General features: G+C 34.3%; 27 protein-coding genes and 1 riboswitch. Of the genes, 23 read left to right on the top strand and 4 right to left on the bottom strand.

Annotated elements, in window-relative coordinates; translation table 11 throughout:
• The first annotated feature begins 69 nt into the window (after nucleotides 1–69).
• From melA to ACFOZ1_RS01230, 5 genes are all read left to right on the top strand, one after another.
• Nucleotides 70–1,368 (top strand): alpha-glucosidase/alpha-galactosidase, encoded by a 1,299-nt coding sequence (melA, locus tag ACFOZ1_RS01210; protein ID WP_390195004.1) that lies wholly within the window; start codon nucleotides 70–72, stop codon nucleotides 1,366–1,368.
• 232 nt (nucleotides 1,369–1,600) lie between these two features.
• Nucleotides 1,601–2,629 carry a LacI family DNA-binding transcriptional regulator gene (locus ACFOZ1_RS01215; RefSeq protein WP_390195006.1) on the top strand — a complete coding sequence of 343 codons (1,029 nt, stop codon included), beginning with the start codon at nucleotides 1,601–1,603 and terminating at the stop codon, nucleotides 2,627–2,629.
• Between the two features lie 201 nt (nucleotides 2,630–2,830).
• Complete coding sequence (locus tag ACFOZ1_RS01220) at nucleotides 2,831–4,105, top strand: ABC transporter substrate-binding protein (protein ID WP_390195008.1); 1,275 nt, start codon at nucleotides 2,831–2,833, stop codon at nucleotides 4,103–4,105.
• A gap of 213 nt (nucleotides 4,106–4,318) precedes the next feature.
• A complete protein-coding gene (locus ACFOZ1_RS01225) occupies nucleotides 4,319–5,209 on the top strand; it encodes a carbohydrate ABC transporter permease (RefSeq protein WP_390195010.1) in 891 nt (296 codons plus the stop codon).
• Nucleotides 5,209–6,039, top strand: a complete 831-nt coding sequence (locus ACFOZ1_RS01230; protein WP_390195012.1) for a carbohydrate ABC transporter permease — start codon at nucleotides 5,209–5,211, stop codon at nucleotides 6,037–6,039. Before ACFOZ1_RS01225 ends, ACFOZ1_RS01230 begins: the two co-directional genes overlap by 1 nt.
• A gap of 236 nt (nucleotides 6,040–6,275) precedes the next feature.
• Here the strand turns inward: ACFOZ1_RS01230 and ACFOZ1_RS01235 are convergent, their stop codons facing one another.
• Nucleotides 6,276–6,932: a YczE/YyaS/YitT family protein gene (locus tag ACFOZ1_RS01235; protein ID WP_390195014.1), complete on the bottom strand. Its 657-nt coding sequence runs from the start codon at nucleotides 6,930–6,932 to the stop codon at nucleotides 6,276–6,278.
• A gap of 328 nt (nucleotides 6,933–7,260) precedes the next feature.
• On the opposite strand from ACFOZ1_RS01235, the gene ACFOZ1_RS01240 reads away from it, so the two are divergent.
• The 8 genes from ACFOZ1_RS01240 (at nucleotide 7,261) to ACFOZ1_RS01275 (ending at nucleotide 13,815) form a co-directional block, all read left to right on the top strand.
• Complete coding sequence (locus ACFOZ1_RS01240; protein ID WP_390195016.1) at nucleotides 7,261–7,833, top strand: sulfurtransferase TusA family protein; 573 nt, start codon at nucleotides 7,261–7,263, stop codon at nucleotides 7,831–7,833.
• A gap of 67 nt (nucleotides 7,834–7,900) precedes the next feature.
• On the top strand, nucleotides 7,901–9,028 hold the full coding sequence (locus tag ACFOZ1_RS01245) for an MBL fold metallo-hydrolase (protein WP_390195018.1): 1,128 nt from the start codon (nucleotides 7,901–7,903) through the stop codon (nucleotides 9,026–9,028).
• A gap of 44 nt (nucleotides 9,029–9,072) precedes the next feature.
• A complete protein-coding gene (locus tag ACFOZ1_RS01250) occupies nucleotides 9,073–9,303 on the top strand; it encodes a sulfurtransferase TusA family protein (RefSeq protein ID WP_390195019.1) in 231 nt (76 codons plus the stop codon).
• Nucleotides 9,304–9,429: 126 nt separating this feature from the next.
• Complete coding sequence (locus ACFOZ1_RS01255; RefSeq protein WP_390195021.1) at nucleotides 9,430–10,083, top strand: hypothetical protein; 654 nt, start codon at nucleotides 9,430–9,432, stop codon at nucleotides 10,081–10,083.
• Nucleotides 10,084–10,087: 4 nt separating this feature from the next.
• On the top strand, nucleotides 10,088–10,639 hold the full coding sequence (locus tag ACFOZ1_RS01260; protein ID WP_390195023.1) for a redoxin domain-containing protein: 552 nt from the start codon (nucleotides 10,088–10,090) through the stop codon (nucleotides 10,637–10,639).
• Between the two features lie 174 nt (nucleotides 10,640–10,813).
• Nucleotides 10,814–10,942, top strand: a riboswitch (cyclic di-AMP (ydaO/yuaA leader).
• An 89-nt stretch (nucleotides 10,943–11,031) separates the two neighbouring features.
• On the top strand, nucleotides 11,032–11,688 hold the full coding sequence (locus tag ACFOZ1_RS01265) for a potassium channel family protein (protein ID WP_390195025.1): 657 nt from the start codon (nucleotides 11,032–11,034) through the stop codon (nucleotides 11,686–11,688).
• Nucleotides 11,689–11,704: 16 nt separating this feature from the next.
• Nucleotides 11,705–13,054, top strand: a complete 1,350-nt coding sequence (locus ACFOZ1_RS01270) for a TrkH family potassium uptake protein (protein ID WP_390195027.1) — start codon at nucleotides 11,705–11,707, stop codon at nucleotides 13,052–13,054.
• A 431-nt stretch (nucleotides 13,055–13,485) separates the two neighbouring features.
• The gene (locus ACFOZ1_RS01275; protein ID WP_390195029.1) at nucleotides 13,486–13,815 is read left to right on the top strand and encodes a hypothetical protein; all 330 of its coding nucleotides are present in this window, start codon (nucleotides 13,486–13,488) and stop codon (nucleotides 13,813–13,815) included.
• Between the two features lie 40 nt (nucleotides 13,816–13,855).
• Here the strand turns inward: ACFOZ1_RS01275 and ACFOZ1_RS01280 are convergent, their stop codons facing one another.
• A complete protein-coding gene (locus tag ACFOZ1_RS01280; RefSeq protein ID WP_390195030.1) occupies nucleotides 13,856–14,299 on the bottom strand; it encodes a hypothetical protein in 444 nt (147 codons plus the stop codon).
• 761 nt (nucleotides 14,300–15,060) lie between these two features.
• Between ACFOZ1_RS01280 and ACFOZ1_RS01285 the strand changes: the two genes are divergently transcribed.
• From ACFOZ1_RS01285 to ACFOZ1_RS01305, 5 genes are all read left to right on the top strand, one after another.
• Nucleotides 15,061–17,220: a DNA topoisomerase III gene (locus ACFOZ1_RS01285; protein WP_390195032.1), complete on the top strand. Its 2,160-nt coding sequence runs from the start codon at nucleotides 15,061–15,063 to the stop codon at nucleotides 17,218–17,220.
• Nucleotides 17,221–17,417: 197 nt separating this feature from the next.
• A complete protein-coding gene (locus tag ACFOZ1_RS01290) occupies nucleotides 17,418–17,702 on the top strand; it encodes a hypothetical protein (protein WP_390195033.1) in 285 nt (94 codons plus the stop codon).
• A 144-nt stretch (nucleotides 17,703–17,846) separates the two neighbouring features.
• Entirely contained in the window at nucleotides 17,847–18,257 is a 411-nt protein-coding gene (locus tag ACFOZ1_RS01295; protein ID WP_390195035.1) for a MerR family transcriptional regulator, read from the top strand.
• A 24-nt stretch (nucleotides 18,258–18,281) separates the two neighbouring features.
• Nucleotides 18,282–19,571 carry a hemolysin family protein gene (locus ACFOZ1_RS01300; protein WP_390198008.1) on the top strand — a complete coding sequence of 430 codons (1,290 nt, stop codon included), beginning with the start codon at nucleotides 18,282–18,284 and terminating at the stop codon, nucleotides 19,569–19,571.
• Between the two features lie 258 nt (nucleotides 19,572–19,829).
• Nucleotides 19,830–20,402, top strand: coding sequence for a hypothetical protein (locus ACFOZ1_RS01305; protein WP_390195037.1), 573 nt, complete (start codon nucleotides 19,830–19,832; stop codon nucleotides 20,400–20,402).
• A gap of 313 nt (nucleotides 20,403–20,715) precedes the next feature.
• Here ACFOZ1_RS01305 and ACFOZ1_RS01310 read toward each other — a convergent pair whose 3' ends face one another.
• Together ACFOZ1_RS01310 and ACFOZ1_RS01315 are read right to left on the bottom strand one after the other, a co-directional pair.
• Nucleotides 20,716–20,907 carry a DUF6366 family protein gene (locus ACFOZ1_RS01310; RefSeq protein WP_390195039.1) on the bottom strand — a complete coding sequence of 64 codons (192 nt, stop codon included), beginning with the start codon at nucleotides 20,905–20,907 and terminating at the stop codon, nucleotides 20,716–20,718.
• A 139-nt stretch (nucleotides 20,908–21,046) separates the two neighbouring features.
• Nucleotides 21,047–21,469 carry a VOC family protein gene (locus ACFOZ1_RS01315; protein ID WP_390195041.1) on the bottom strand — a complete coding sequence of 141 codons (423 nt, stop codon included), beginning with the start codon at nucleotides 21,467–21,469 and terminating at the stop codon, nucleotides 21,047–21,049.
• Between the two features lie 371 nt (nucleotides 21,470–21,840).
• Here ACFOZ1_RS01315 and ACFOZ1_RS01320 point away from each other — a divergent pair, with 371 nt between their 5' ends.
• The 5 genes from ACFOZ1_RS01320 to ACFOZ1_RS01340 all read left to right on the top strand — a co-directional run bounded on the left by ACFOZ1_RS01320 (nucleotide 21,841) and on the right by ACFOZ1_RS01340 (nucleotide 25,316).
• Nucleotides 21,841–22,155, top strand: coding sequence for a lmo0954 family membrane protein (locus tag ACFOZ1_RS01320; RefSeq protein ID WP_390195043.1), 315 nt, complete (start codon nucleotides 21,841–21,843; stop codon nucleotides 22,153–22,155).
• 19 nt (nucleotides 22,156–22,174) lie between these two features.
• Nucleotides 22,175–22,804: a PspA/IM30 family protein gene (locus ACFOZ1_RS01325; protein ID WP_390195045.1), complete on the top strand. Its 630-nt coding sequence runs from the start codon at nucleotides 22,175–22,177 to the stop codon at nucleotides 22,802–22,804.
• A gap of 144 nt (nucleotides 22,805–22,948) precedes the next feature.
• Entirely contained in the window at nucleotides 22,949–23,662 is a 714-nt protein-coding gene (liaF, locus tag ACFOZ1_RS01330; RefSeq protein WP_390195047.1) for a cell wall-active antibiotics response protein LiaF, read from the top strand.
• Nucleotides 23,659–24,690: a sensor histidine kinase gene (locus ACFOZ1_RS01335; RefSeq protein ID WP_390195049.1), complete on the top strand. Its 1,032-nt coding sequence runs from the start codon at nucleotides 23,659–23,661 to the stop codon at nucleotides 24,688–24,690. Before liaF ends, ACFOZ1_RS01335 begins: the two co-directional genes overlap by 4 nt.
• The gene (locus ACFOZ1_RS01340) at nucleotides 24,687–25,316 is read left to right on the top strand and encodes a response regulator (protein ID WP_390195051.1); all 630 of its coding nucleotides are present in this window, start codon (nucleotides 24,687–24,689) and stop codon (nucleotides 25,314–25,316) included. Before ACFOZ1_RS01335 ends, ACFOZ1_RS01340 begins: the two co-directional genes overlap by 4 nt.
• Nucleotides 25,317–25,513 lie beyond the last annotated feature (197 nt).

Here is a 25,513-nt window from a genome sequence, read left to right on the forward strand (position 1 = left end):
ATGGCTTACATAGCGATATATCATAGTGAGTATAAAAGCAATATACTATTATAAATGGAGGTATCGCATATGTCTAAAATTACTTTTTTAGGAGCAGGTAGTACGGTTTTTGCAAAAAATGTCCTTGGGGATTGTATGTCAGTCGAAGCATTACAAGATTTTGAGTTTGCATTATTTGATATTGATCAGGAACGTTTACAGGATTCAGAAATGATGTTAAATAATTTAAAAAATAGTATGAATTCAACAGTAACAGTAAAAGCATATCAAGATCGCAAAGAAGCGTTACGTGGTGCGAAGTATGTAATCAATGCAATTCAAGTAGGTGGATATGATCCATGTACGATTACAGATTTTGAAGTACCGAAAAAATATGGTTTGCGTCAAACAATAGCAGATACATTAGGGATTGGTGGAATCTTCCGTAACTTAAGAACGATTCCTGTTATGCAAGAATTCGCACGTGACATGAAAGAAGTTTGTCCTGATGCATGGTTTTTAAATTATACCAATCCGATGGCTGTATTAACAAATGTGATGTTAAAAGAAGGAATTAAAACAGTAGGGTTATGTCATAGTGTACAAGTATGTGCAGATCACTTATTAGATGCATTAGAAATGCCGAAAGATAACATTCAGTGGAAAATTGCGGGAATTAATCATATGGCATGGTTACTAGAGATTACTCGTAATGGTAAAGATATTTATCCAGAAATTAAAGAAAAAGCAAAAGAAAAACAAAAAGAAAAACATGATGATATGGTTCGTTTTGAATTAATGGATAAATTCGGCTACTATGTCACAGAATCATCTGAGCATAATGCAGAATATCACCCATACTTTATTAAAAGTAACTATCCAGAACTAATTGAGAAGTACAATATTCCTTTAGATGAATATCCACGCCGTTGTGTGAATCAAATTGAAGGATGGAAAAAAATGCGTGATGATTTAGTTCATGATGTGAATCTGTCACATGAGCGTTCACACGAGTATGGTTCCTATATTATTGAAGCGATGGAGACAAATATACCGTTTAAAATTGGTGGGAATGTGTTGAATACTGGTAGATTAATCTCGAATTTACCAGAGAATGCTGTAGTAGAAGTACCATGTCTAGTAGATGCTAGCGGCATTACACCGACATATGTTGGAGATTTACCAGAGCAATTAGCAGCATTAAATCGCACAAATATAAATACGCAACTTCTAACAGTTGAAGCAGCATTAACAAAGAAGAAAGAAAAAATTTACCAAGCTGCAATGCTTGATCCACATACAGCAGCAGAGTTATCTCTAGATGATATCATTTCATTATGTGATGACTTGATTGAAGCACATGGAGATTGGTTACCAACTTACGAATAAGAAGAGACAAGTACGAATTGTCATGAGATAGTTATAACGATAGAAGACCTTTATTGATAAACTCAGTAAAGGTCTTTTTTTGTTATAGTAATAGTTTAGTAAATAAACAAAGTAAATTTTCAAATAACTATAAAAAACTGTTGAAAGCGCTTTATGTATATGTTAAGATTACATCAAGAAAAGTTTACTAAATAATTAATAAAATTTAGTAAATGCGAGGAAGGGACATACTATGGTGACAATAAAGGAAATTGCGATAAAGTCCAATGTTTCTCCTGCAACAGTGTCACGTGTATTGAATAATGATATATCTTTATCAGTTGCAGAAGAAACGAGACAACGAATATTAGATGTTGCTAAGACATTGAATTACAAAACAGTAAGAGTGAGAAAGCAACAAGCACCAAACCCAAAATCGGGTTATCGAGTCGGCCTTTTTCTGTGCCAGTCATTGGAAGAGGAATTGAATGATCCGTATTTTCTGTCGATTAGACAAGGTGTAGAAACACAGTGTAAAGAATATGGTATTGAAACAACAGAGATGTATCGTATTCATAACTTTCAAGCATCACATTTAAGTGAAGGATTAGACGGATTAATTGTAGTAGGTAAAGTAGAATTAGATTTAGTAAATAAATTAAAAAAGAAAGTGGATCATATCGTGTATGTGGATTACGCTCCAGATGAAGGAGTATTTGATTCTGTCGTGATAGATTTTGAAAAAGCGACAAACCAAGCATTGGATCATTTAATGAACTTGGGTTATGAGAAAATTGGCTACATTGGTGGAGAACAAGCAGCGCATGGTCCGACAAAAGAAAAAAGGTTATTTGAAGATGAAAGGTATAAAGTATTTCATCAAAGAATGGAAAACGAAGGGAAATTAACTCAAGAACATACCTTTATTGGAGAGTTCACGATGACAGATGGATATCGAATGATGAAGCAATCCATCGACAAAGGAAATTTGCCTGATGCGTATTTTATTGCAAGTGATCCAATGGCAATCGGTGCATTACGAGCACTTCAAGAGAACGATATAAAAGTACCAGAGGATGTAGCAATCATGAGTTTTGATGATATCGAAATGGCGAAATTCGCTAGTTGCCCATTATCAACAATACATGTACCTACAAAAGAAATGGGAATATCTGCAGTAAAGTTATTGATGGATCGCTTAAAAGGACGAGAACTACCGGTTAAAGTGACCTTACCAACGAAGATTGTAAAAAGAGAAAGTTGTGGCTGGGATAGAAACTAAAGTAATCATTTGAAAGGGGTGATAGAATTCAAGGAGTTAATAAAGAAGTATAAGTAAATCGTCCTAGATAGGTTTTTGGCGGAACGCATCTAGGACGAAATCAACACTCTAGTTGTTAGAGCATAGATAATTCTAGTATAGAAGAATAGAAAGCTCCTAGCAACTAAGAACATGAATTTAAATAAGAAAAGGGGTAAAAACATGTCCAAATTATTACAAGCATTTTTAGTAACAGTAATGATCGCAGGTGTACTTATTGGATGTTCTTCTAATGATGAAAATGGAAACGATAACAATGGTGATAGTGTCACATTATCTTTATATTCAACAGTGACAAATGAAGCAGATAAAACAGCGATGGAAGATATGATTGCAAAGTTTGAAGAAGCAAACCCTGATATTAAAATAGATGCTAATTTTCCGGCGGGAGAGTATGAAAGTCAATTACGTGTAAAAATGGCTGCAAATGATATGCCAGACTTATTCGATACACACGGATGGGCACAAAATCGATACGGTGAATATACAATGGATTTGAAAGATATGGATTGGGTAGAAAATTTAGATCCAGCATTAGAGCAAATTTTTAAAGATGAAAGTGGAAAAGTATATGCATATCCAATTAATCAAGCAAAAGATGGATTAACATACAACAAAAATGTACTGGATGAGTATGGTATTACTCCACCAGAGACTTTTGATGAATTTATGGAAGCATTAGAAACAATTAAAGCAGAAAGTAATGGAGAAGTAACACCATTATGGTTTGGTGGGTCTGACTATGGTGCATTCGGTCAATTCTTTGATCAATTCGCAACACCGTTATTAATTACACATCCTGAACATGACTACAGTGAAGCGTTACTTGATGGAACATTTGACTGGGAAGCATACACATTCTTACCAGAGAAATTACTAGAAATGCAAGAAAAAGATTTAATTAATGAAGATGCGTTAACAGCACAAGGTCACCAAAGTGATTCCTTATTAGCACAAGGGAAAATTGCCTTTTTGATGGGAACAACACCAGTAAACGCAGTGAAAGAATTAAATCCAGATGCAGAATTAGGTGTCATGCCAGTTCCAGCAATTCATGAAGGTGGAAAGCAAAGCTGGATTGGTGGAGAAAGACATACATTTGCAATATGGAAAGATACAAAACATCCAGAAGAAACGAAGAAATTTATTGAATTTTTAGCACAACCAGAAAATGTACAAGCACTAGCAGAAGGTACATCACTTCCAACAGGTTTAACAAATGCATCTGCAGATATTTATTATCAAACATATTATGATGAGTATTCAGATGTAGTTGTAGAGCCGTATTTTGATCGTGTATTCTTACCAAGTGGCATGTGGGAACCAATGGGAACAGCAGGTCAAGAGTTATTATCAGGTGCACTTACTCCTGAAGGCGTATCAGAGAAAATGGCAACAGAATACAACCGTTTATTAGAACAAAAAGGTTCAGAATAATACTTGGATAACGAGTAGGAGTGAGGGATAATCACTCCTACTACTTTATCACAGTGTTATCGTCCGTAATACCTTTGCGCGAATAATGTACGGAATTTCGCCTGAGGTAAACGGACGCTAACATTCCTGATACGTTTTACCGAGTAACAAGTGGAGTAAACAAACTCCTACTGATTACAGTCACACGTTACACGAATAGGAGTGATTTTAAAAATGAGCTTAAGAAAAAAATCTAAAATAGAAACCAATTCTTCTTTATGGTGGATGTATGTACCTGCTTTTATATTCGTTGGATTCTTTATCGTATATCCATTCTTAGATGGTATTCGCATCTCCTTTACAAATTGGAATGGTTTTTCACAAAATTACGATTTTGTAGGGTTACAACAATATAGCCGAATGCTAACAGATCCAGATACATGGCTCGTAGTTAGAAATACGTTATTATTTGGTCTAGGTAGTACGATTTTTCAAAATGTAGTCGGTTTAACGTATGCGCTATTATTAAATCAAAGCATTAAATTTAAAGCGATTACAAGAACGATTGTTTATTTACCTGTTATTATTAGTCCGTTAATTATGGGGTATATTTGGTATTTCTTCTTTGCCTACCAAGATGGTGCATTGAACGATATCTTAATGGCGCTCGGTATGGATAAAATTAATGCATTAGGTAATCCTGATTTAAATATTTGGATCATTGTATTTGTAAATACGTTCCAATATGTAGGGATTGCAATGATTATTTATTTAGCTGGTTTACAAAGTATATCAAAAGATTTCTATGAGGCAGCAGATATTGATGGAGCAACACCGTTTCAACAATTTAAAAATATTACATTGCCACTTATTATGCCATCTGTAACGATTAATATGGTAATTAATATTATTGGTGGTCTAAAATTATTTGATGTCATAATCTCCTTAACAGGTGGGGGACCTGGTAATGCATCACAATCCATGTCGACATTTATGTATACATTATATTTCTCTCGTCAAGATGCGGGATATGCAGCAACACAAGGTGTACTCATGATGGTAATTATTCTTGTTCTAAGCTTAGCAGCACTAGTCTACTTTAGACGTCAGGAGGTTGAAGCATAATGGATTATACTTCTAAAAAGAAAAAATATACATTGTCAATCATTGCGATTATTATCTCTGTGTTTCATATTATGCCATTCTATATACTGATGACTACGGCACTCAAACCAAAAGGTGATTTCAGTTCAAAATGGCAATTTCCTCAAGAAGTGTATTGGGCCAATTTCTCAGAGGCATGGGAACGAGCAAATCTCGGTAATGCATTATGGAATACAACAATCATTACATTTTTTGCAGCAATCCTGTTAATCGTAATTGGATCACTAGCGGCATATCCACTAGCTAGGAGACAAACGAAATTAAACAAATTTGTGTTTATGTTTTTTGTTTCAATTATGGTAATTCCGCCACTAGCAGCATTAGTTCCGTTATATCAATTAGTTGTAAATATCGGATTAATGAATACAAGAACGGTAGCGGTGTTAAATAATGTTGCATCATTTATTCCATTAACTATCTTTTTGTATGCTGGATTCATTCGTTCTACGATTCCAAAATCATTGGAAGAAGCGGCAAGAATTGATGGGGCGAGTACAATGGGGATTTTCTTCCGAATTGTTTTCCCATTATTAAAGCCAGTTACTGCATCGATTCTAATCATCTCTTGTGTGTTTATATGGAATGACTATCAATTTGCGATTTTCTTCTTACAAGATGAATCTGTGAAAACAATGACAGTAGCACTATCTGGATTCTTTGGTGAAAATGCAAATAACCTAAACCTAGTAGCATCCGCAGCCTTTATCGCAATGTTACCAATGGTTGTCCTTTTCTTATTCTTACAAAAATACTTCATCAAAGGACTAGCATCAGGATCAGTAAAAGGATAAATCAAAAGCAAAAGCGCCCGTTTAGAAACGTAGTGGGTATACGCACACGAATCATTTCACACAATACTTAAGTATAGTAGTGTTGTATCATCCCTTTATGTTCCAAACTCAAGTCGTTCATTCTAACTATAAAAAAAAGATACCACTAAAATTTTTTTAAAAAAATAATGGTATCTTTTTTTAGTATACAGAAAGATATGTGGCTCAATTTGCAGGACTTAATTTAAAAACAGAGATTATGCTAATTTCTTCTTATGGCTTGGTATGTGTGAAGATTTGTTAAGCATAGGCTGTGCAATTGTTTTTCGGAAGAATTGAACAAATGGCCCAGTGCAAAATGCGAGAATGATTGTTGCAAAACCAACTGTTGCTCCGAATGTAAATCCAATAGCTACACTAATTATATCAAGACTAACTCTAGCTACAGGGAATGAAATCTTTTGATGAGATATCTTTTCTACAACAAAACCAAGCGCATCATATGGAGCCATTCCTAAATTAGGTGTAATATAAAGAGCAACTCCTAAACTTGCAAGTACGACAGCTAAGAGAATTAACACAATACGTATAGCTAGAATAGGCATATCATCAAATAAAGATTGATAACAAAAAACTAAAAAATCAGATATAAAGCCAATACCAACCATATTAATTAATGTTCCTAATCCGATAGAAGATTTATAGTATAGAAAAACAAATCCGAGTAATACGATATTAAAGAGTAACTGATAAAGGCCGAATGAGATTGGTAATACACTGCTTATACCGAGATTTAACGTAGTAAATGGATCTGTACCAAACTCTGTGATCCTAAGTAATGCAACTGCAATACCAATGAACAAATTACCGATAACCACCATCGTGATTTTTTTTACTAAATTATTTTGCACCATTCATTCCCTCATTTCTTTGTATAGTTAATATGTTGGGAGCGAATACATAATACTGAAGCAGATGTCGCTCTTCCTAATAATTGATAAGGCATACAGAAGCATTATATCTAATTTCATGATAAATAGATAGGTGTATGTGTTAGATAGAGAAGGCAAATTGTTAGTAGTTGAGTATATATAAATTTGTAATAAAAAAAGGAGAAGGGTTGACACACAAAAGTATTTCTTGTATATTTATACCCATAGGGGTAATCGACGCTGTTTGAAATCCAAAACTAAATATTTTTTTAAATAAATTTATACCCAGATAGGTATAGGAGGTAATGAAATGAATAACATTCAAACAAATATGGTCTTAGACGCAAAAGGATTAGCTTGTCCAATGCCAATTGTGAAAACAAAGAAAGCAATACAAGAATTAGAAGCAGGGCAAGTAATAGAAGTACAAGCAACTGACAAAGGTTCTAAAGCAGATTTGGCAGCATGGGCGAAAAGTTCAGGACATCATTATTTGGGGACATTAGAAGAAGGAGAAGTGCTCAAACATTATTTACGCAAAGCAACAGATGAAGAGACTGTTGAGAAGAAGCATCCACATACTGTGTCAAATGAAGGATTAGCAGAACTTATGAATTCTGGTGGAGACTTTACTATTTTAGATGTAAGAGAAGAAGCAGAATATGCATTTGGCCATATTCATGGTGCAATTTCCATTCCTTTAGGAGAACTAGAGGACAGAATAAATGAGATAAATAAAGATAAAGATGTATATGTTGTATGCCGAACAGGAAGTAGAAGTGACCTTGCAGCACAAAAGTTACAAGAACAAGGTTTTCAACATGTGAAGAATGTACTGCCGGGTATGAGTGAATGGCAATTTGATATCGAAAAAAATGATTAATAAAGAAAACAAAGTGGAAAATAGAATAATAAGGATAAACTTTATACAATAGGAGGTATAAAGTAGAATGACTGTGAAGAAAATGACCGCAACAGAAATGACTAGAAAGATATTTGACAAACAATCATTGTTTATTCTTGATGTACGTACAGAAGATGCATATCGTGATTGGAAAGTTGAAGGCGTAAATTTTGAATATTTAAATATCCCTTACTTTGATTTGTTAGATGGTGTAGAAGATATTCTAGACCATCTTCCACAAGATAAAGAAGTAGTAGTAGTATGTGCCAAAGAAGGTTCATCTGTGATGGTAGCAGAGATGCTTTCTGAAGCCGGGAAAGACGTTTCCTATTTAGAGGGTGGTATGAAAGCATGGAGTGAACACCTTGAACCAGTGAAGATTGGGGACCTACAAGGTGGTGGCGAGTTATACCAATTTGTTCGTATTGGAAAAGGGTGTCTTTCCTATATGCTTGTATCAAATGGAGAAGCTGCAATTATTGATGCAACAAGAATGACAGAAGTATTTGCACGATTCGCAGATGAAAAAGGTGTGGAAATCAAACATGTTTTTGATACACACTTACATGCCGATCATATCTCAGGTGGGCGAAATATTGCAGAAAAAACAAATGCGACTTATTGGTTACCACCAAAAGATGCGGAAGAAGTTACATTTGCTTATCAACCATTAGAAGATGGAAGCAAAGTAACAATAGGAAACGCGACAATAGATATTATGGCGTTATATACACCAGGTCATACAATTGGTTCTACATCCTTTGTTATAGATCAAAAATATCTATTATCTGGTGATATCTTGTTTATTGACTCGATTGGTCGCCCAGATTTGGCAGGGAAAGCAGAAGATTGGGTAAAAGATTTAAGAGAAAGCTTATATATAAGATATAAAGAGTTATCTGAAGCACTCATTGTGTTACCAGCACATTTTATGATTGTAGCGGAATTGAATGAAGATGGCTCTGTTGCAGCAAGACTAGGAACCCTTTTTGAGGAAAATCACGGATTGAATGTGAAGGATGAAGAGATATTTAGAAAAATGGTAACAGAGAATTTACCGCCACAACCAAATGCGTATCAACAAATTCGTGAAACAAATATGGGTAAAATCACCCCTTTGGAGGAAGAACAACGAGAAATGGAAATTGGTCCAAACCGTTGTGCTGTAAGATAAGTAACTAATTTAAATTGGATAAAATAAAAGGAGATGTTTTATAAATGGAATCAAATAAAGTATTAGATGCAAAAGGATTAGCTTGCCCAATGCCAATTGTGAAAACAAAAAAGGAAATGGCAACATTGCAAGTGGGAGAAGTATTAGAAGTACACGCAACAGATAAAGGGTCTAAAAGTGATTTAACTGCATGGGCAAAATCAGGTGGACACGAAATGCTGAAAGATGTAGAAGAGAACGGTGTATTCAAGTTTTGGATTAAAAAAGCAAAATAAGGAATATTTTTATAGAGACGAAAACAAAGTAATAGGGGTAAGATGACAATTCAGTCAAGCTTATCCCTTATTATCCTTGCTTATGTTGTAGTCTCTTTTTTTCATGAAAGAAGAGGAGGGGTTTCTTTGGGTGGTTGGGTACTTGGACCATTTGTTATAAAAGCAGATATACTGTATATGCTAATAAGTATCGTTATAGGGCTTATAGTATTTAGTAGTGTTAGTCCTTTTCAAAAAACACAAAAGAAAGTTTTGATAGATATCGTAACAACCCAATTATTCCAATTGGTTATTGCAATAATAATAGGAAAAATAGTGTTACATCTGTCCTTATTTGTGGAAGATCCCATTGCTGTTTTAGCATATCCGGGTGATGGAAATGCCCTGTATATTGGAACGATGCTTGTCATACTATATAATGGATGGAAATATCAACGTACAAATCAATCATGGACACTCACCTTATATACTTGGTCAGTCGTATTATTGACTTCATTGTTCACCTTTTATTTCTTACAAATGACAATAGGAAATCATCCGCAATGGTTAGAATTACTTGTTTCATTTGTTTTGTTATTAGGTATGATTATAAGTACAGGGAAAGTGCCATTATCTATCGTTACATATAGTAGTTTAATCCTATGGCTGTTCTTACAAATCATCTTTTATTTCTTTGTGAATCTAACTTTCTATTATTACTCACCATCCATTATATTTTATAGTTCACTAATGCTGTTGCTTATTGCTATGTATGTGATGGAAAAAAAGAAAGGAATGTAAATAGATGAAAAAATGGCTCATCTCGATTGTATTACTAGGCATGCTTGGTTATGCGGTCGTTTCTTTCTATACGAAGGAAAAGGAAGCATATCCGTATCAAATAGATGAAATAGTCAATGAGGATGAACAAGTAGGTTTAGAAATAGGAGAAGTAGCACCAGATTTTGAATTGCAAACATTAAATGGAGAATTTGTGAAATTATCAGATTATCGTGGAAAGACTGTGATGCTTAATTTTTGGGCAACATGGTGTCCACCATGCAGAGCGGAAATGCCTGATATGGAAAAATTCTATCAAGATACAGATATTGAAATATTAGCAATTAACCTGGTAGATTCAGAGTCAAGCATGGACCAGATCACATCATTTGTAGAAGAATATCAATTGACTTTCCCTATTTTATTAGATAATGGCAATAAAGCATCTGAGATGTATCGCATTCGACCAATTCCAACTTCTTTATTTATTGACACAAATGGTATCATACAATATCAAGTTTATGGGCCATTAAATTATGAATTGATGGTAAGAGAATATGAGAGAACAAGGCAATAAATTCCGAACAGAGAAATGTTCGGTTTTTTTGTTGTCTTTTACATATATGTCCGACAAAAATTATTAGAAAAAAGGATATTGACATTTTAAATAAACAGGAGTAGATTATACAGTGTTCTAATGATGGTGAGCACTTGTGTGTCAAGAAATTAGATGTAACAGATAATTATATATCGCCTTTAATCGCTGAGTCATGATTGAGCGGGGGAACCACTTATTTGGGGTGAATCTTACTTTTGTAAGAAGGGATACTCTCTATTCCTAATCCGACAGCTAACCTCGTAAGCGTTCATTTGGAGAGAAGGGTCTCGTTAAAGAAAAGACCATTCGTGTTTGTGATGGTCTTTTTTGTGTTCTTATACAAGTTATTTACATGAAAGAAGGCAGAAGTAATGAAAAAGCAATTCGTTGTTATTGGGTTAGGGAGTTTTGGTAGTACAGTTTGTCGAGAATTGCATGAGCTAGGACATGAGATACTAGCAATTGACCATAATAAAGATAAAGTGGCTCAAATAATGAGAGGCTGCTCACATGCGGTGGTTGCAGATGCGATTGACGAAGAAGCACTAAAATCATTTGGGATAAGAAATTTTGATCAAGCAATTATTGCAATTGGCGACAATATACAATCTAGTATATTGTGTACATTAATATTAAAAGAGATGGGTGTGCGAAAAGTGTGGGTAAAAGCTCAGACAGCACAGCATCATAAATTATTAGAAAAGATTGGGGCAGATCGCATTATACACCCAGAAGAAGAAATGGGAATTCGCATTGCAACACAACTACATTCAGATAAAGTGATAGATTATATTGAATTATCAGAGGATTATAGCATTATTGAATTAAGTACACCGAAAAAGATAGCACATAAAAAAATCCGTGATCTATATGTAAGGGAACGCTATAGTTGTACATTACTTGGCGTGAAAAACAATCATTCTTTAAATCTTTCACCTTCATCAGATGACAAAATAGAAGAAGGAGACATCCTTATAGTGATGGGGAGTAACCAAGATTTAAAGAAATTTGAAGAAAAAGGTCTATAGGAAAAGGGGAACGAATATGTACCGATGGTTGAAGTTGGATTATCTAAGACCAGCGCAATTAATTGTCTTATTTTATGTTGGTGCAACACTTATTTCTGTATGTCTATTGAGCTTACCATTTGCTCTTAAAGAAGGCGTGCATTGGAGTTTTGTAGATGTGTTATTTACAGCAGTAAGTGCAATTAGTGTGACTGGTCTGTCTGTTATTTCTACTGTAGACACATTTAGTACCGCGGGAATTTTTATTCTAATGTTTATTCTACAATTTGGTGGCATTGGAATTATGACATTAGGGACATTCTTTTGGCTTATGATTGGGAAAAAAATCGGCTTAAGAGAGCGACAACTAATCAGTACAGATCAAAATCAAACACATATGTCTGGATTAGTTCGATTAATGAAGCAAATCTTAACACTAATCATTACAATAGAACTCATCGGAGCACTTGTTTTAGGAACGTATTTCTTAAAATATTTTGATACATGGCAAGAGGCCTACTTACAAGGTTTATTTGCATCAGTAAGTGCAACAACAAATGCAGGATTCGATATTACTGGTCAATCCTTAATTCCTTTTGCACAAGATTATTTTGTTCAAACAATTAATATTATCTTGCTTACATTAGGAGCGATTGGATTCCCGGTATTAATTGAGGTGAAAGAGTTTTTAAAGAAAAGACAAACATCTATTCCGTTTCGTTTTAGCTTATACACTAAATTAACGTCAGTTACGTTTTTCTCTTTAATGTTTGGTGGAGCTTTACTTATCTTTTTACTAGAACTACCACACTTTTTTGCTGATAAAGCTTGGCATGAGTCCTTATTCTATAGCTTGTTTCAATCATCAACGACTAGAAATGGTGGACTTGCAACAATGGATGTGAGCGAATTTACCATACCAACACTATTAGTTATTTGCCTACTTATGTTTATCGGTGCATCGCCTAGTTCTGTAGGTGGAGGGATTCGGACAACGACATTTGCTGTAATTGTATTGTTAATCATCGCATTTGCACGTGGTCAGAAATCAATTAAAGTCTTTAAACGAGAGATTGATGAAGAAGATGTTCGAAAATCTGTTGTCGTCACATTTTTAGCGATGTTTATTTGTTTTGTTGCATTTATTATTTTAACAGCTACGGAACCTTTTTCGTTTATGCAAATTGCATTCGAAATTAGCTCAGCATTTGGAACAACTGGATTATCCATGGGGATTACAAGCGATCTGAGTACGGTTGGTAAGATTGTCATTATCGCATTAATGTTTATTGGAAGAATCGGAATCTTATCATTTATTTTCTTGTTTCATATAAAAGAAAAGGATACACATTACCGTTATCCGAAAGAGCGGATTATTGTTGGATAATGATGTTCAAAAAACACATTAACTTGAATGAGTTCTTGAAATCCTTGTTTAATAATTGGTGCTGAAACTATGCATGTTTAATTTTCTGAATTAAATGGTCGTATATTTGACGTTCATATGAAAAACACGAGTAATGCGTAAGAGTATAAAAGATAAGATGAGTGTCCGTTCCACGGTATAACTTAACTTCTAACTTCTTAGTAAAATAAAATAGTGGTAACTTTATGGGTTCAGTACAAAAAAGAAAAACAAGAAGCTGTTTTTTCAATCGAGAGGATTAATCAAGCCATCTGAGAAGTCATTGACTGCTAAAGAGGTTAAGGAATTAGAGCAACAATTGATAGACGAAAATGCAGTGGTGTTTAAGGCTTATCATGAGAATGAACATGTTGGGAAAATGATATATAAACAAATAAAACGAGGTTGATTTTATGAAAAAAGGACTGTTGATTTTTGGGATAATAGTTTTGCTTATTGTTATGAGTATATATGGATATGTGACATTTAAAAAAGTTTCTTTGAAAAATGATGTAGAAGATTACTTGTTGTTTACTGGTGTAAATGAAGATGATATCGTTATGTTAACTCCTTTGATTGCAAATATAGAAGGGGATAAAAATTTTCAGGTCTCTGTTAGATTCAAAGATGATGAAAATATATATTATTATTATAAAGACACAAAAGAAGATAAAGTTATACTAGAATCTTCTTATCCTTATCAGTTGGAAAGCGATGAATATGAAGATCCAATAGAAGAATAAAAAGAGAGCCCTAGTATTGCTGGGCTCTCTTTTTATTCTTCTATTGGACTTTTCCCCATGTGCTTTTAACAAATTTAAAGCCATTATGTTTTACATATGTCTTATTGCTAAAATCATAGGGTAATATTTTTAAAGGGACTTTCCAAGTTAATCTCCCTGCGTTACCTATTTGGGACGCCGTCTCGTAAGATTTTCCTGCTTTGTAATATGATTTCCATACTAGTTGACTGCAATAAGTATATTTAGAACCTTTTAGTGTTGCTGAAGGAATGTTATAGGATATTTTTTTGCCTTTAAAGTATTTCTTCGCCATTGTAGCAGCTTTTTCTCCTAGTGATGATGAATTAGGACGAATTACTTTTGTTTTTGAGTATCTTTTTCCCCAATCCTTTATTGAAATTGCTAAAGGATAAGGTTCTCCCTTTCTGCCTGAAGTGTGCAATATTGTTTTTGAATCAATTGCAATTCCTACATGACCTGTCACTCCCTTCGCTGATGTTGATTTGGTGATAAAAATATCTCCTGGTTTATAAGTTGCTGCTTCACTCTAATGTGGTAACAAAGTGAATAAGAACGCGATAACTATAACACCTAAAAACATTTTCTTTAAAAATTTTATTCTTTCTCCTCTTTTCTAAAAAATATAATTTAGCTAAGTTCGACAATGTATATTTTACCATTTAGTATAATAATTAGGGAGATTCTTTAAAAATGGATGGAAAGATAAAGTAAAAAGATTCCATTCATTTTGGATGTTAGTCTGTTTATGGTTTCAACGCAGTATTTGTGTATTTGTCAATGGCTTGTCGTGGTAGAGGAACGAAAAGGCGTTGACAAATTGCAATAGTCCTAATCCTCTTGGCATTGTAGAAAATCTCATTTTTCGAGCCGTTGAAGACAGGGGCGATTCAACGTGCTACGTTGGCTAGGTTTGGACGAGAAGCCCAAGGTTTTGCCATGCTCAAGTAGGGCTCGGCGAAAGCTGAAACAGCCCTCGGCAGAGCGCACCTTTACGTAGTAAAGTATAGTGCGCTATACTTTACATGGAAGTAGTCGCCGAAAAACCTGCCTCGAACAGAGTGAAAATAGATGAGTTTTGCCGTCTCTCGTATGGGAAAAATGAAGTCGTATGATTTGAAAGGAATCCAATTTCATAATCAAATTATAGGATAATTGCAGATTTTGTTTTTCTCTTCGGATTAAGCTAAAGTAGAAATATACTAGTCAAAGGAAGGATTGGATAGTTTGAGTAAAACAGTAGTAATCGCAGAAAAGCCTTCTGTAGGAAGAGATATAGCAAGAGTACTTCAATGTACTAAAAAAGCCAATGGATATATGGAAGGTTCACAGTATATCGTTACATGGGCGTTAGGGCATTTGGTTACATTACAGGATCCAGAAAATTATGATGATAAATATAAAACATGGAAATTAGAAGATTTACCAATGCTACCAGAAGATTTGAAATTAGTTGTCATTAAACAGACAGGAAAACAATTTCAGACAGTGAAGACACAATTAATGAGAAAAGATGTAAAAGATATTGTGATTGCGACAGATGCGGGACGTGAGGGGGAACTTGTTGCAAGATGGATACTTGCAAAAGCTCGTGTTCATAAACCTGTACAACGTCTATGGATTTCCTCTGTAACAGATCAAGCAATTAAACAAGGCTTTAAACAATTAAAACCAGGGTATATGTATGAAAATCTGTACCAATCAGCTGTAGCGCGTTCGGAAGCAGATTGGTATGTGGGATTAAATGCTACACGCGCATTAACTACGAAATTTAATGCACAATTAAATTGTGGACGTGTACAAACACCGACTTTAGCAATGATTGCAGCAAGAGAAGAGGAAATTAAACACTTCCAACCAAAGAAATATTACCAATTACAAGCTAAAACAACAAATGGAATCACTTTTCTGTGGAAAAACCATAAAGGAGAGTCTCGTATATTCTCAGAACAAAGCGCGAATGAGTTAAAACGAAAAGTGAGTGCGAATGATTTATCTATAAAGAAAGTCGAAACAAAGCTTAAAAAGCAATTTGCACCGACACTCTATGATTTAACAGACTTACAACGTGATGCAAACAGGATTTTTGGCTTCTCTGGTAAGCAAACACTGTCCATTATGCAAAAGTTATATGAGCAGCATAAAGTATTAACATATCCACGTACGGATTCCAAATATATCTCAACAGATATTGTCCCAACATTAAAAGAACGAGTCTCCAGTTGTGGGATTGGAGAATACGCATTGATTGCGAATCAAATTAAAAGCAAACAAATAAAAGCAAATAAGTCATTTGTGGATGATAAGAAAGTCTCAGATCATCATGCCATCATCCCAACAGAAGAGCCTGTGTACTTGTCTAAATTTACAGACCAAGAAAGAAAAATATATGATTTAGTCATTAAACGATTTTTAGCTGTGTTACTACCACCATACGAATATGAACAAGTGCGAGTGGAGGCAGAAATCAATGGAGAGAAATTATACGCAACAGGTAATCGAATGATTCAACTAGGTTTTAAACAATTGTTTCAAAATGAAGAAAAAGAGAATGTACAAACAATTAGTGGCTTGAAAGACGGAGATGTCATAAAAGGTGCTGTAATAACTTTAGTAAAAGGAGAAACACAGCCACCACAACGCCTTACTGAAGGCACGTTACTTGAAGCAATGGAAAATCCAACGAAATTTCTAGAAAAAGGCGAAGAGAAAGAAAAGCAAACACTGAAACAAACAGGTGGACTAGGAACTGTTGCGACACGAGCAGATATTATCGAGAAATTATTCCATACTTTTTATGTAGAAAAGAAGGGTCAATATTTATATGTTACTTCAAAAGGGAAGCAATTATTAGAGCTTGTACCAGAAGAATTGCGCTCACCAGTATTAACAGCAAAATGGGAAGAACAGCTTGCTCAAATTGCAAGTGGAAAATTGAAGAAAGATGTATTTATTAAAGAAATTAAAACATATACAAAACAAATCGTACACGAGGTTAAGAATACAGAGCAGAAGTTTAAACATGACAATGTGACAGGAACGAAATGTCCGAGTTGTGGGAAATTAATGTTAGAAGTGAATGGGAAAAAGGGACGTATGCTCGTGTGCCAAGATCGAGAATGTGGCGAGCGTAAGCCAATTGCGAAGAAAACAAATGCCCGCTGTCCGAATTGTCACAAACGTATGGAACTTAGAGGACAAGGCGATGCACAGACTTTCTCTTGTAGCTGTGGCTATCGAGAAAAATTATCAAACTTCCAGAAAAGAAAAAATAAGCAAGGTCAAAACAAGGCGACAAAGCGTGATGTGAATAAATATCTTAAGAAACAAGAGGATGACTTTGTAAATACAGCATTAGCAGATGCATTAAAAAAATTGAAAAAATAGGATGAAGGGGGCAACATAGGTTGTAAATTGCTTAAAAAAGTAAACTGTAAATAAATGATGACATTGTTGCAACTTATTTTCATAAACGTTGCTAATGTTAGGGTTGTATTACGAAACAGTTAAAAGTACTCTATTTATGATTTATTCTTTTTCTCACGGGTATTAGTTATCTAACAACATACTAGGAGGAATAGAAAATGAAAAATAAAAAATTAATCACATTAGTAGGAGCATCTATTGTATCATTTGGTTTATTAACAGCATGTGGAGATACAGATGAGGAGATGCCAGCAGAAGATGCACCAATGCAAGAGACACCAGCGACAGATGAAGAAGCTCCAGCTGTAGAAGAGGATAACACAATGGAAGAAGATAACTCAATGGATCAAGACACAGCAGAAGAGGAAATGACAGAGCCAGAAGAAGATAATGGTGAAGTAGAGGAAGATACGGAAATTGAAGGAACAGAAGACAATAGCTAATATTTTTATATAATCTAGAAGAAGAGAAGAACGAACACATTAGGTGTTGGTTGCTTCTCTTTTTTTATTTGAAAACAATAACGTTTAACTGTACAGTTCGGTTATGTTCGAGTATAATTGTCTCGAGGTGATCATATTGGGAAGGTGTATCGAATTGGTGAACTAGCAACAGTTGCGAATGTATCAAAACGCACGATTGATTATTATACGAATTTAGGTTTGTTAGAGTGTGAAAAGAATAGCTCTAATTACAGAGTGTATAACGAAAAGACACTCCAAGATTTACAGTTTATTGAGAAATGCAAAGAATGGAATTTAAGTCTTGCAGAAATCAAAGAAAAAAAACAAGTAATGGATATGAATGAACTGAATTGGGATGACATACTATTACAAAAAGAAGATGTGATTATGAAAATGCATACATTGCAATTGGAATTAGAAGCATTTTATCACGTATTAAATAAATTGGAATCACCAACACAAGTTAATGTGAAAAGCACATTGCATGATAAGTCAACTGAATTAATGCAAACATTGCTGCTTTTTTCCACATAAAAAAATAATAGGAGAGTGAAATTGTTGGACGATATACCACTGAGTTCGATTGTTTTATTAGTTACATTAATTCTGTTGTCAGCTTTCTTCTCATCAGCAGAAACAGCCTTTTCGAGTGTGAATAAAATAAGGTTGAAAAACCTTGTAGAAGAAGCTAGAAAAGGAAGTAAAAAAGCACTTCACTTAGCAGAGAATTTTGACAGCACATTATCAACAATTCTGATTGGTAATAATATTGTAAATATTGCTGCAGCAAGTATTTCCGCAGCGCTAGCAAGTGAGTTATTTGGAGAGAACTATGGATTAGTGATAAGTACTGTTGTCATGACAATTCTTATTTTAATTTTTGGTGAGATTTTACCGAAGTCACTTGCGAAAGAGCATGCAGAATCATACTCTTTACTTATTTCTGGGGTGTTATTTATATTAATCAAAGTATTAACACCAATTAATTTCCTTTTCATGCAACTGAAGAAGTTAGCATCAAGGTTATTTGCTAAAAATGACCCAATGCCATCTGTTACAGAAGAAGAGATTAAAGTGATGTTAGATATAAGTGAAGAAGAAGGTGTTATTGATAAGGAGGAGCGAGCATTAATTCACCGTTCCATGGACTTTGATGACACAATTGCAGCAGAAATATTAACACCAAGAATTGACATGATAGCTATTAATGTAGAACAATCGATCGAGGAGATTAAGACAATTTTCTTCGAAGAGCGTTTCTCTAGGATCCCTGTATATGAAGACAGTATTGATAATATTATTGGGATTTTATCGGAAAAGGAATTTTTAACACATGTGATTAAATATAAAGATGTGAATATTCGTGAATTAATTCGAGAGCCATTGTTTGTTGTCGAATCAATGAAAATCTCATCATTACTACCACAATTGCAAAGAGAAAAGGTGCATATGGCAATTGTTGTAGATGAATTTGGCGGCACTTCTGGACTTCTTACATTAGAGGATGTGTTAGAAGAAATCGTTGGTGAAATCTGGGATGAACAAGATGAAAAGACAAATGCAATGACGCAAATCGATGAAAACAGCTTTACATTTGATGCACAGTGCCAATTAGATGAGTTTGCAGAATATATTGGAATCGTCACTCCTGAAAGTACCTATCACACATTAGGTGGATGGATTATCGAGAATTTCGAAGCAATACCAGAAGTTGGCGATCATTTTGATTATGAATATGTGAAAATAATAGTAGATGATGTTTCAAATAGACGAGTAAAAAAGGTAAAAGTAGAGAAAAATCATAATAGAATAATGCAAAATGATCAAGATCAGGTCAATTTTGCATAGATGAACAAATTCGGAGTAGACTTACTACTCCGAATTTTTAATATAATTTGAGTAATACATACACTAATTCGAATGTTAGCTCAAAATATGGTAATTACACACCAATTTTAAAAACTATCTTGCACAACGTTTCATGTTGTACTATAGTTATAATACATACTGATTTGCATTTTTTTCTAATTATGTGAATGAAATCGTAACACTTTATGGCAATCTATCTAGATAAGATTGGCAATTTAAAGGATGGTGATATGGAAGGTGAGAAAGGTATATCTTCTTTTCACGGATACAGGAACGCTATTATCAAGGGTAATTAACTTATTTACAAAATCAAATTTGAATCATGCATCGATTAGCTTTGATGAACATTTAAATGAAGTGTATAGCTTTGGACGAAAGCAACCGTATAATCCGTGGAGCGGTGGATTTGTACAAGAGAATGTAAGAGGATCATTTTTCAGTAATGCAACTTGCGCGATATACCAACTAACTATCACAGAAGAAACATATGAAATACTCAGAAGTCGTGTCAAACAAATGGAAGCAAGAACAGATTATTATCGGTATAATTTATTAGGACTTATAGGTGTATTATTTAATTTAGAATGGAACCGAGATCGAGCTTTCTTCTGTTCAGAGTTTGTTGCGACAATTTTGCATGAAGCAGGTATTTATACAGATGCAAAACCTGCGTGTTTAACAAGACCACAAGATTTGAAAGAATGGCAAGAGTTAACGTTAATATACCATGGCGGGTTAAGAACGTATCTACAAAAGCAAGGTGCTATGCAACAAATTCCACAAGCATGGCATAAGAAAATGGCAACATAATTAAAAGTGCTCAGAAAATTTTCTGAGCGCTTTTTTAAGTAGGTTGATTGAAGAGTTCAGCTAATTACCAAAAACAGAGCAAATGGCATGATTTTTTTCGGTATTGGCTTTTTAGTGTGGAAATACATTTGTAAGACATAATAGAGAATATCGTACTCGTTAATTAAAGATTGCAAGGAAACATTCAGTGATCTAATTGATATCACATTTTTAGGCTCACGATACACCTTACGAAAAATCACCCAACGACTTAAAATACGCATCTCTACTGCTTTTTATTGGATACGTAAAATTTTAATCACTATAGCAAGTCTTACTTTAAGAATATGGATACGACAATAAAAGCTATTATGACTACAAGAATAAGTATTCCTGTACCCTTCCAGCCCAAACTACCCACTAAATCAGAAAGGGTGCTTCCGTGAATACTACTTGAAGAATTTTTTAATTCTATTTGTCTCATTCTTTCTCTTCTATCTTCAGGCGTTTCTTTATCTTTACTCATGTGCATGCCCCTCCCGTTTTTCTATATTTTAACATATTATAGCAATTTACCAAATATTCGATCAGAAAACAACAATCCTTTAGAAAACAGCTTTTAATTATTAAATGGTAAATCAGTCAAAGAGGATATCTACTTAACTTCATTCGAAATTTTCCCATTCTGGATTCCAAACAACTTCCCACAAATGATGATCTGGATCCTGAAAATATCCAGAGTACCCACCCCAAAAGGTATCGTGTGCTGGAACTGTAATGACTGCACCATCCTTCCCAGCTTGTTCCATGATGAGATTGACATCTTCTTTAGTAGCAACATTGTGACCAATAGTAAATTCAGTTGGAGTTATTGGTGTTTGGCCAATTTTTGTATCATGAGCGATGTCTTTCCGTTTCCAAATGCCAAGCTTGAAACCAGGTTGTAAATCAAAGAAAGCAACTGCTCCATGTTCAGATTTTTTGCCTATGATACCTTGAGTTGGAAGTCCAAGTCCGGTTTGATAAAATTCCAAGGATCTTTTCAAATCATCTACTCCCAATGTAATGACGGGAATTCGTGATTTCATTTTGCCCCTCCAAAAATTTGTGTGAAACATTGTCTAATCTTGATTTTTATTTTAACATAAAATCTCTAATTACTTTGTTTGTTTCCCTACAGTCCCTACGTTTCTTAACGGGCGTTGTCGCTTTTGAACCGGCTAGCGGAAGCGCCCAGAAACTAGGTGACTTCACGAATCAACCATCAAATAAGTCATCATCGATTCGTTCCTCATCGTGATTCCTTTATTTTTGTTTGATGCGTTCCAGTCCCTGCGTTTCTTAACGGGCATTTCCGCTTTTGATAATACGTCTTAGGTCTTAGTTAATTTATGTCTTAGGCCTGTTATGAAAAAGAGCGGGACAAGCTAATATAGAGATATGGAAGGAGGGAACACAAATGAAAACATTTTTACTCATTTGTTTAGGTGTCATCGCAGGTATCACTGTACTTGTGAATATTGGACCGATGATTATGTTAGCAATAAGTATAGCTATTGCGTATTACGGAGTAAGAAAATTCATATTAGCAGCCGCAACAAGTTCCAAAGTATTGTGGGCAATCGTCATACTTATAGGTGCTTCCATCTCGTTGTCAAACATACCTGCATTGATTGGTGTGGTAGCATTCGTAGTACTTTATTACACATATAAAAAATGGAAAAAAGAGAAAACCAATGCAACATATACAAATTTAAATTGGGACAAACTTTAAAAAATCGGAGGAATGAAAAATGTCAAACTTATTTACACGTATTAAAGATTCCATTGTAGCTGATCTACATGAATTAGTTGATCAAAAAGAAGAAAAAAATCCAATTGCACACGTAAATCAATATATTCGTGAATGCGAAAATGAAGTAAAAAAAATCAAACGATTAGTAGAAAAACAATATGAAATAAAACATGATATTTCACGTGAACTTAGCCAAGCAAAATTAATGAAAGAAAAACGTAATCGTCAGTATGATTTAGCAGTATCTATGGAAGAAACAGAGCTTGCAAATGAAGTGCAATTAGAAGTGGATCAATTCAACAAACGTGTGGAACAATTAGAATCAATGGAAGTACAAGCAATTAAAGATTTGGAACAAGTAGAAACAAAATATGTGCAAATGAAACAAAAATTAAAAGATTTATATGTAAAACGCCTTGAATTAAGAAGCAGAGAGAATATTGCACGTACAAAACAAGGAATGAATAAAGTGCTAGAAACAGAATTGATCTCCAAAAGCGCATCCAAGTTTGCAGAATTAGAAAGTTATATCGAAAGAATTGAGCAACGTGTGCACTCAGAATATCGCTTGCATACACTAGATGCAAGATTTGCTGAACTAGAAAAAAAGGCTTCTAACTCTAACTAAAAACATGGTATTCTGATATAGTATGAAATAGAATAATGCGAAAATGCGATGAAATATAGAAATTTTATGCTGCTAACATGGAAAAACTGTATGTTAGCGGCAACACTTTTTTTACATATAAATAAGTTAGATAGGGGCGGTATAATGAAAAATAAATCAAAATCAGAATGGATTCATCTAATAGTTATTATTGGATGTATTTTGTTTTTTATTGAGTTTATTTTTATTGAAACTGGACTACTATTTATTGTTATTACCGCTTCTATTGCTATCTATTACGGTCGGAAGCGTTACTACAAAACAACAGGGAAGGTATTGTTTTGGGGTGGTGCGTTCTTTTTATTTATCACAATTTTAAACACATTTGCGGTTAGATTTCTGTTATTAGTAATCGTCATTTATTTATTTTGGAAATGGTACAAAAGAAGGCAAGAGCAACAAGGGCCTATTTGTATTCCAACTACAAAAGAAGCGAATAGAGAGAATGGAAAGTTATATGGAAACAAATGGTTCGGCTCAATACATCAAGGTGCACATGCTTACGTTTGGGAAGATATTAACATTCAATCTATTGTTAGTGATATTACAATAGATTTAAATAATACAGTATTGCCAGATGAAGCAACAATAATCATTAGACAAATTGTTGGGAAAGTCACCATTATCGTGCCATATGAAATAGAGGTAATTATCGATCATTCCGTATTGTATGGAGATACAGTTGTTTTTGATCAAGAATTACAATATGGATTTAATCGAAATATACAAATGAAATCAGAAGGTTATGATACATCGATTCAAAGGGTGCGTATATATACTCAAGTATGGATTGGAAAGCTTGAGGTGAAGCGCGGATGAAAATATACAGTCGATTAATTGCGATAAGTATTACATTAACATTTACCTTTTTGCTATTTATTAGTTTTCTCTATTATCTGGCCTTTCCATTAGAGAAGATATCCGTTTTGTGGGAAGTGAAAGTATTAGAAGTACCATTTATTATCATTGTCCCAATACTTACGGTTTTATTTGGCATTTCCATTGGTGTGATTACATCAATCATTGTGCAAAAACGTGTGGATTACTTAGAAAAAAATCTTTCTATGATTGTAAAAAACCAAACCTTTTCGGATAACCCATCATTTGAAGATATGGTGGTAGTTCAAGATAAATTGAGAGAATTACAGCATTATATTCAACAACAAACCATACGCGCACAGAAATTAATTGAAGACAGAGCGAACGATTATGAAGAAAAAATGAATCAAGTCATTTCAGAAGAACGAAATCGATTGGCAAGAGAATTACATGATTCTGTTAGCCAAGAATTATTTGCAGCATCGATGTTAGTATCTGCAGTGAATGCAACAAATACGGGTAAAAATGAACAAACAACAAGACAACTAGAACAAATTGAAACAATTATCCAACAAGCGCAACTAGAAATGCGCGCACTTCTATTGCACTTAAGGCCTGTTGCTTTAAGAGATAAGACGTTAAAAGAAGGAATGGAACAATTATTGCAAGAGTTACAAGCAAAAGTTCCAATAACTATTTCCTATAAAATTGAAGATGTCTATGTAAATAAAGGGGTAGAAGATCATTTATTCCGTGTATTGCAGGAAGCCTTATCGAATGCATTACGTCATGCGAAAGCAGAAGTAATTGATATTTTATGTATTGTGCGTGATCAGTTTGTGATTTTGCGAGTGAAAGATAATGGGATTGGCTTCAATATGGAGGAAACAAAGGTAGATTCATATGGAATGACAAATATGAAAGAACGAGTAGAAGAAATAGGTGGACATATTCATATTGTCAGCATACCAAATGAAGGAACTAAATTGGAAGTACGTGTTCCGTGTATAGAGGAGGATCGTATATGATTCGTGTACTTTTTGTGGATGATCATGAGATGGTAAGAATAGGTGTGAGTGCATTTTTATCGACACAACCAGATATGGAAGTAATTGCAGAAGCAGACAATGGCCGAAAAGCGATTGATTTAGCACTTGAACTGCGACCTGATGTCATTTTAATGGATTTAGTCATGGAAGAAATGGATGGCATTGAAGCAACAAGAAGAATTGTAGAACAATGGTCTGAAGCAAAAATTCTTATTGTGACTAGCTTTATTGATGATGATAAGGTATATCCTGCATTAGAAGCTGGTGCAACGAGCTATATTCTTAAAACATCTAAAGCAGATGTTATTGCTAATGCTATTCGAGATACATACAATGGAGAATCTGTTTTAGAAAAAGAAGTAACAGCCAAAATGATGAAAAATTTCAGGCAACCGAAATCAACCAATCTCCATGAAGCATTGACGAATCGCGAAATGGAGATCCTTCTCTTAATAGCAGATGGAAAGTCAAATCAAGAAATTGCAGATGAGTTATATATCGCATTAAAAACAACGAAGGTCCATGTGAGTAATATATTAAGTAAATTACAAGTACAAGATCGTACCCAAGCAGCAGTGTATTGCTATCGAAATGGATTAAAGTAAATCAAAAGCAACAAAAGTGATATATAACTTTATCTGACGGTTTTTAAATTTTGTATGTGCTTGGCAACCGCTCCGGCTTGTCCGTTTCCCTTTCCGTGGGTTTTTACCCTAAGCTAACTTTTTTAGTAAAGGGCACTAAAAAAGTGGATCTTAGGGTAAAAACATCCCACAGGAGTGGAAACGGACACCTACGCTTT

Source organism: Gracilibacillus marinus (assembly GCF_042651725.1).
Taxonomy (GTDB): domain Bacteria; phylum Bacillota; class Bacilli; order Bacillales; family Amphibacillaceae; genus Gracilibacillus; species Gracilibacillus marinus.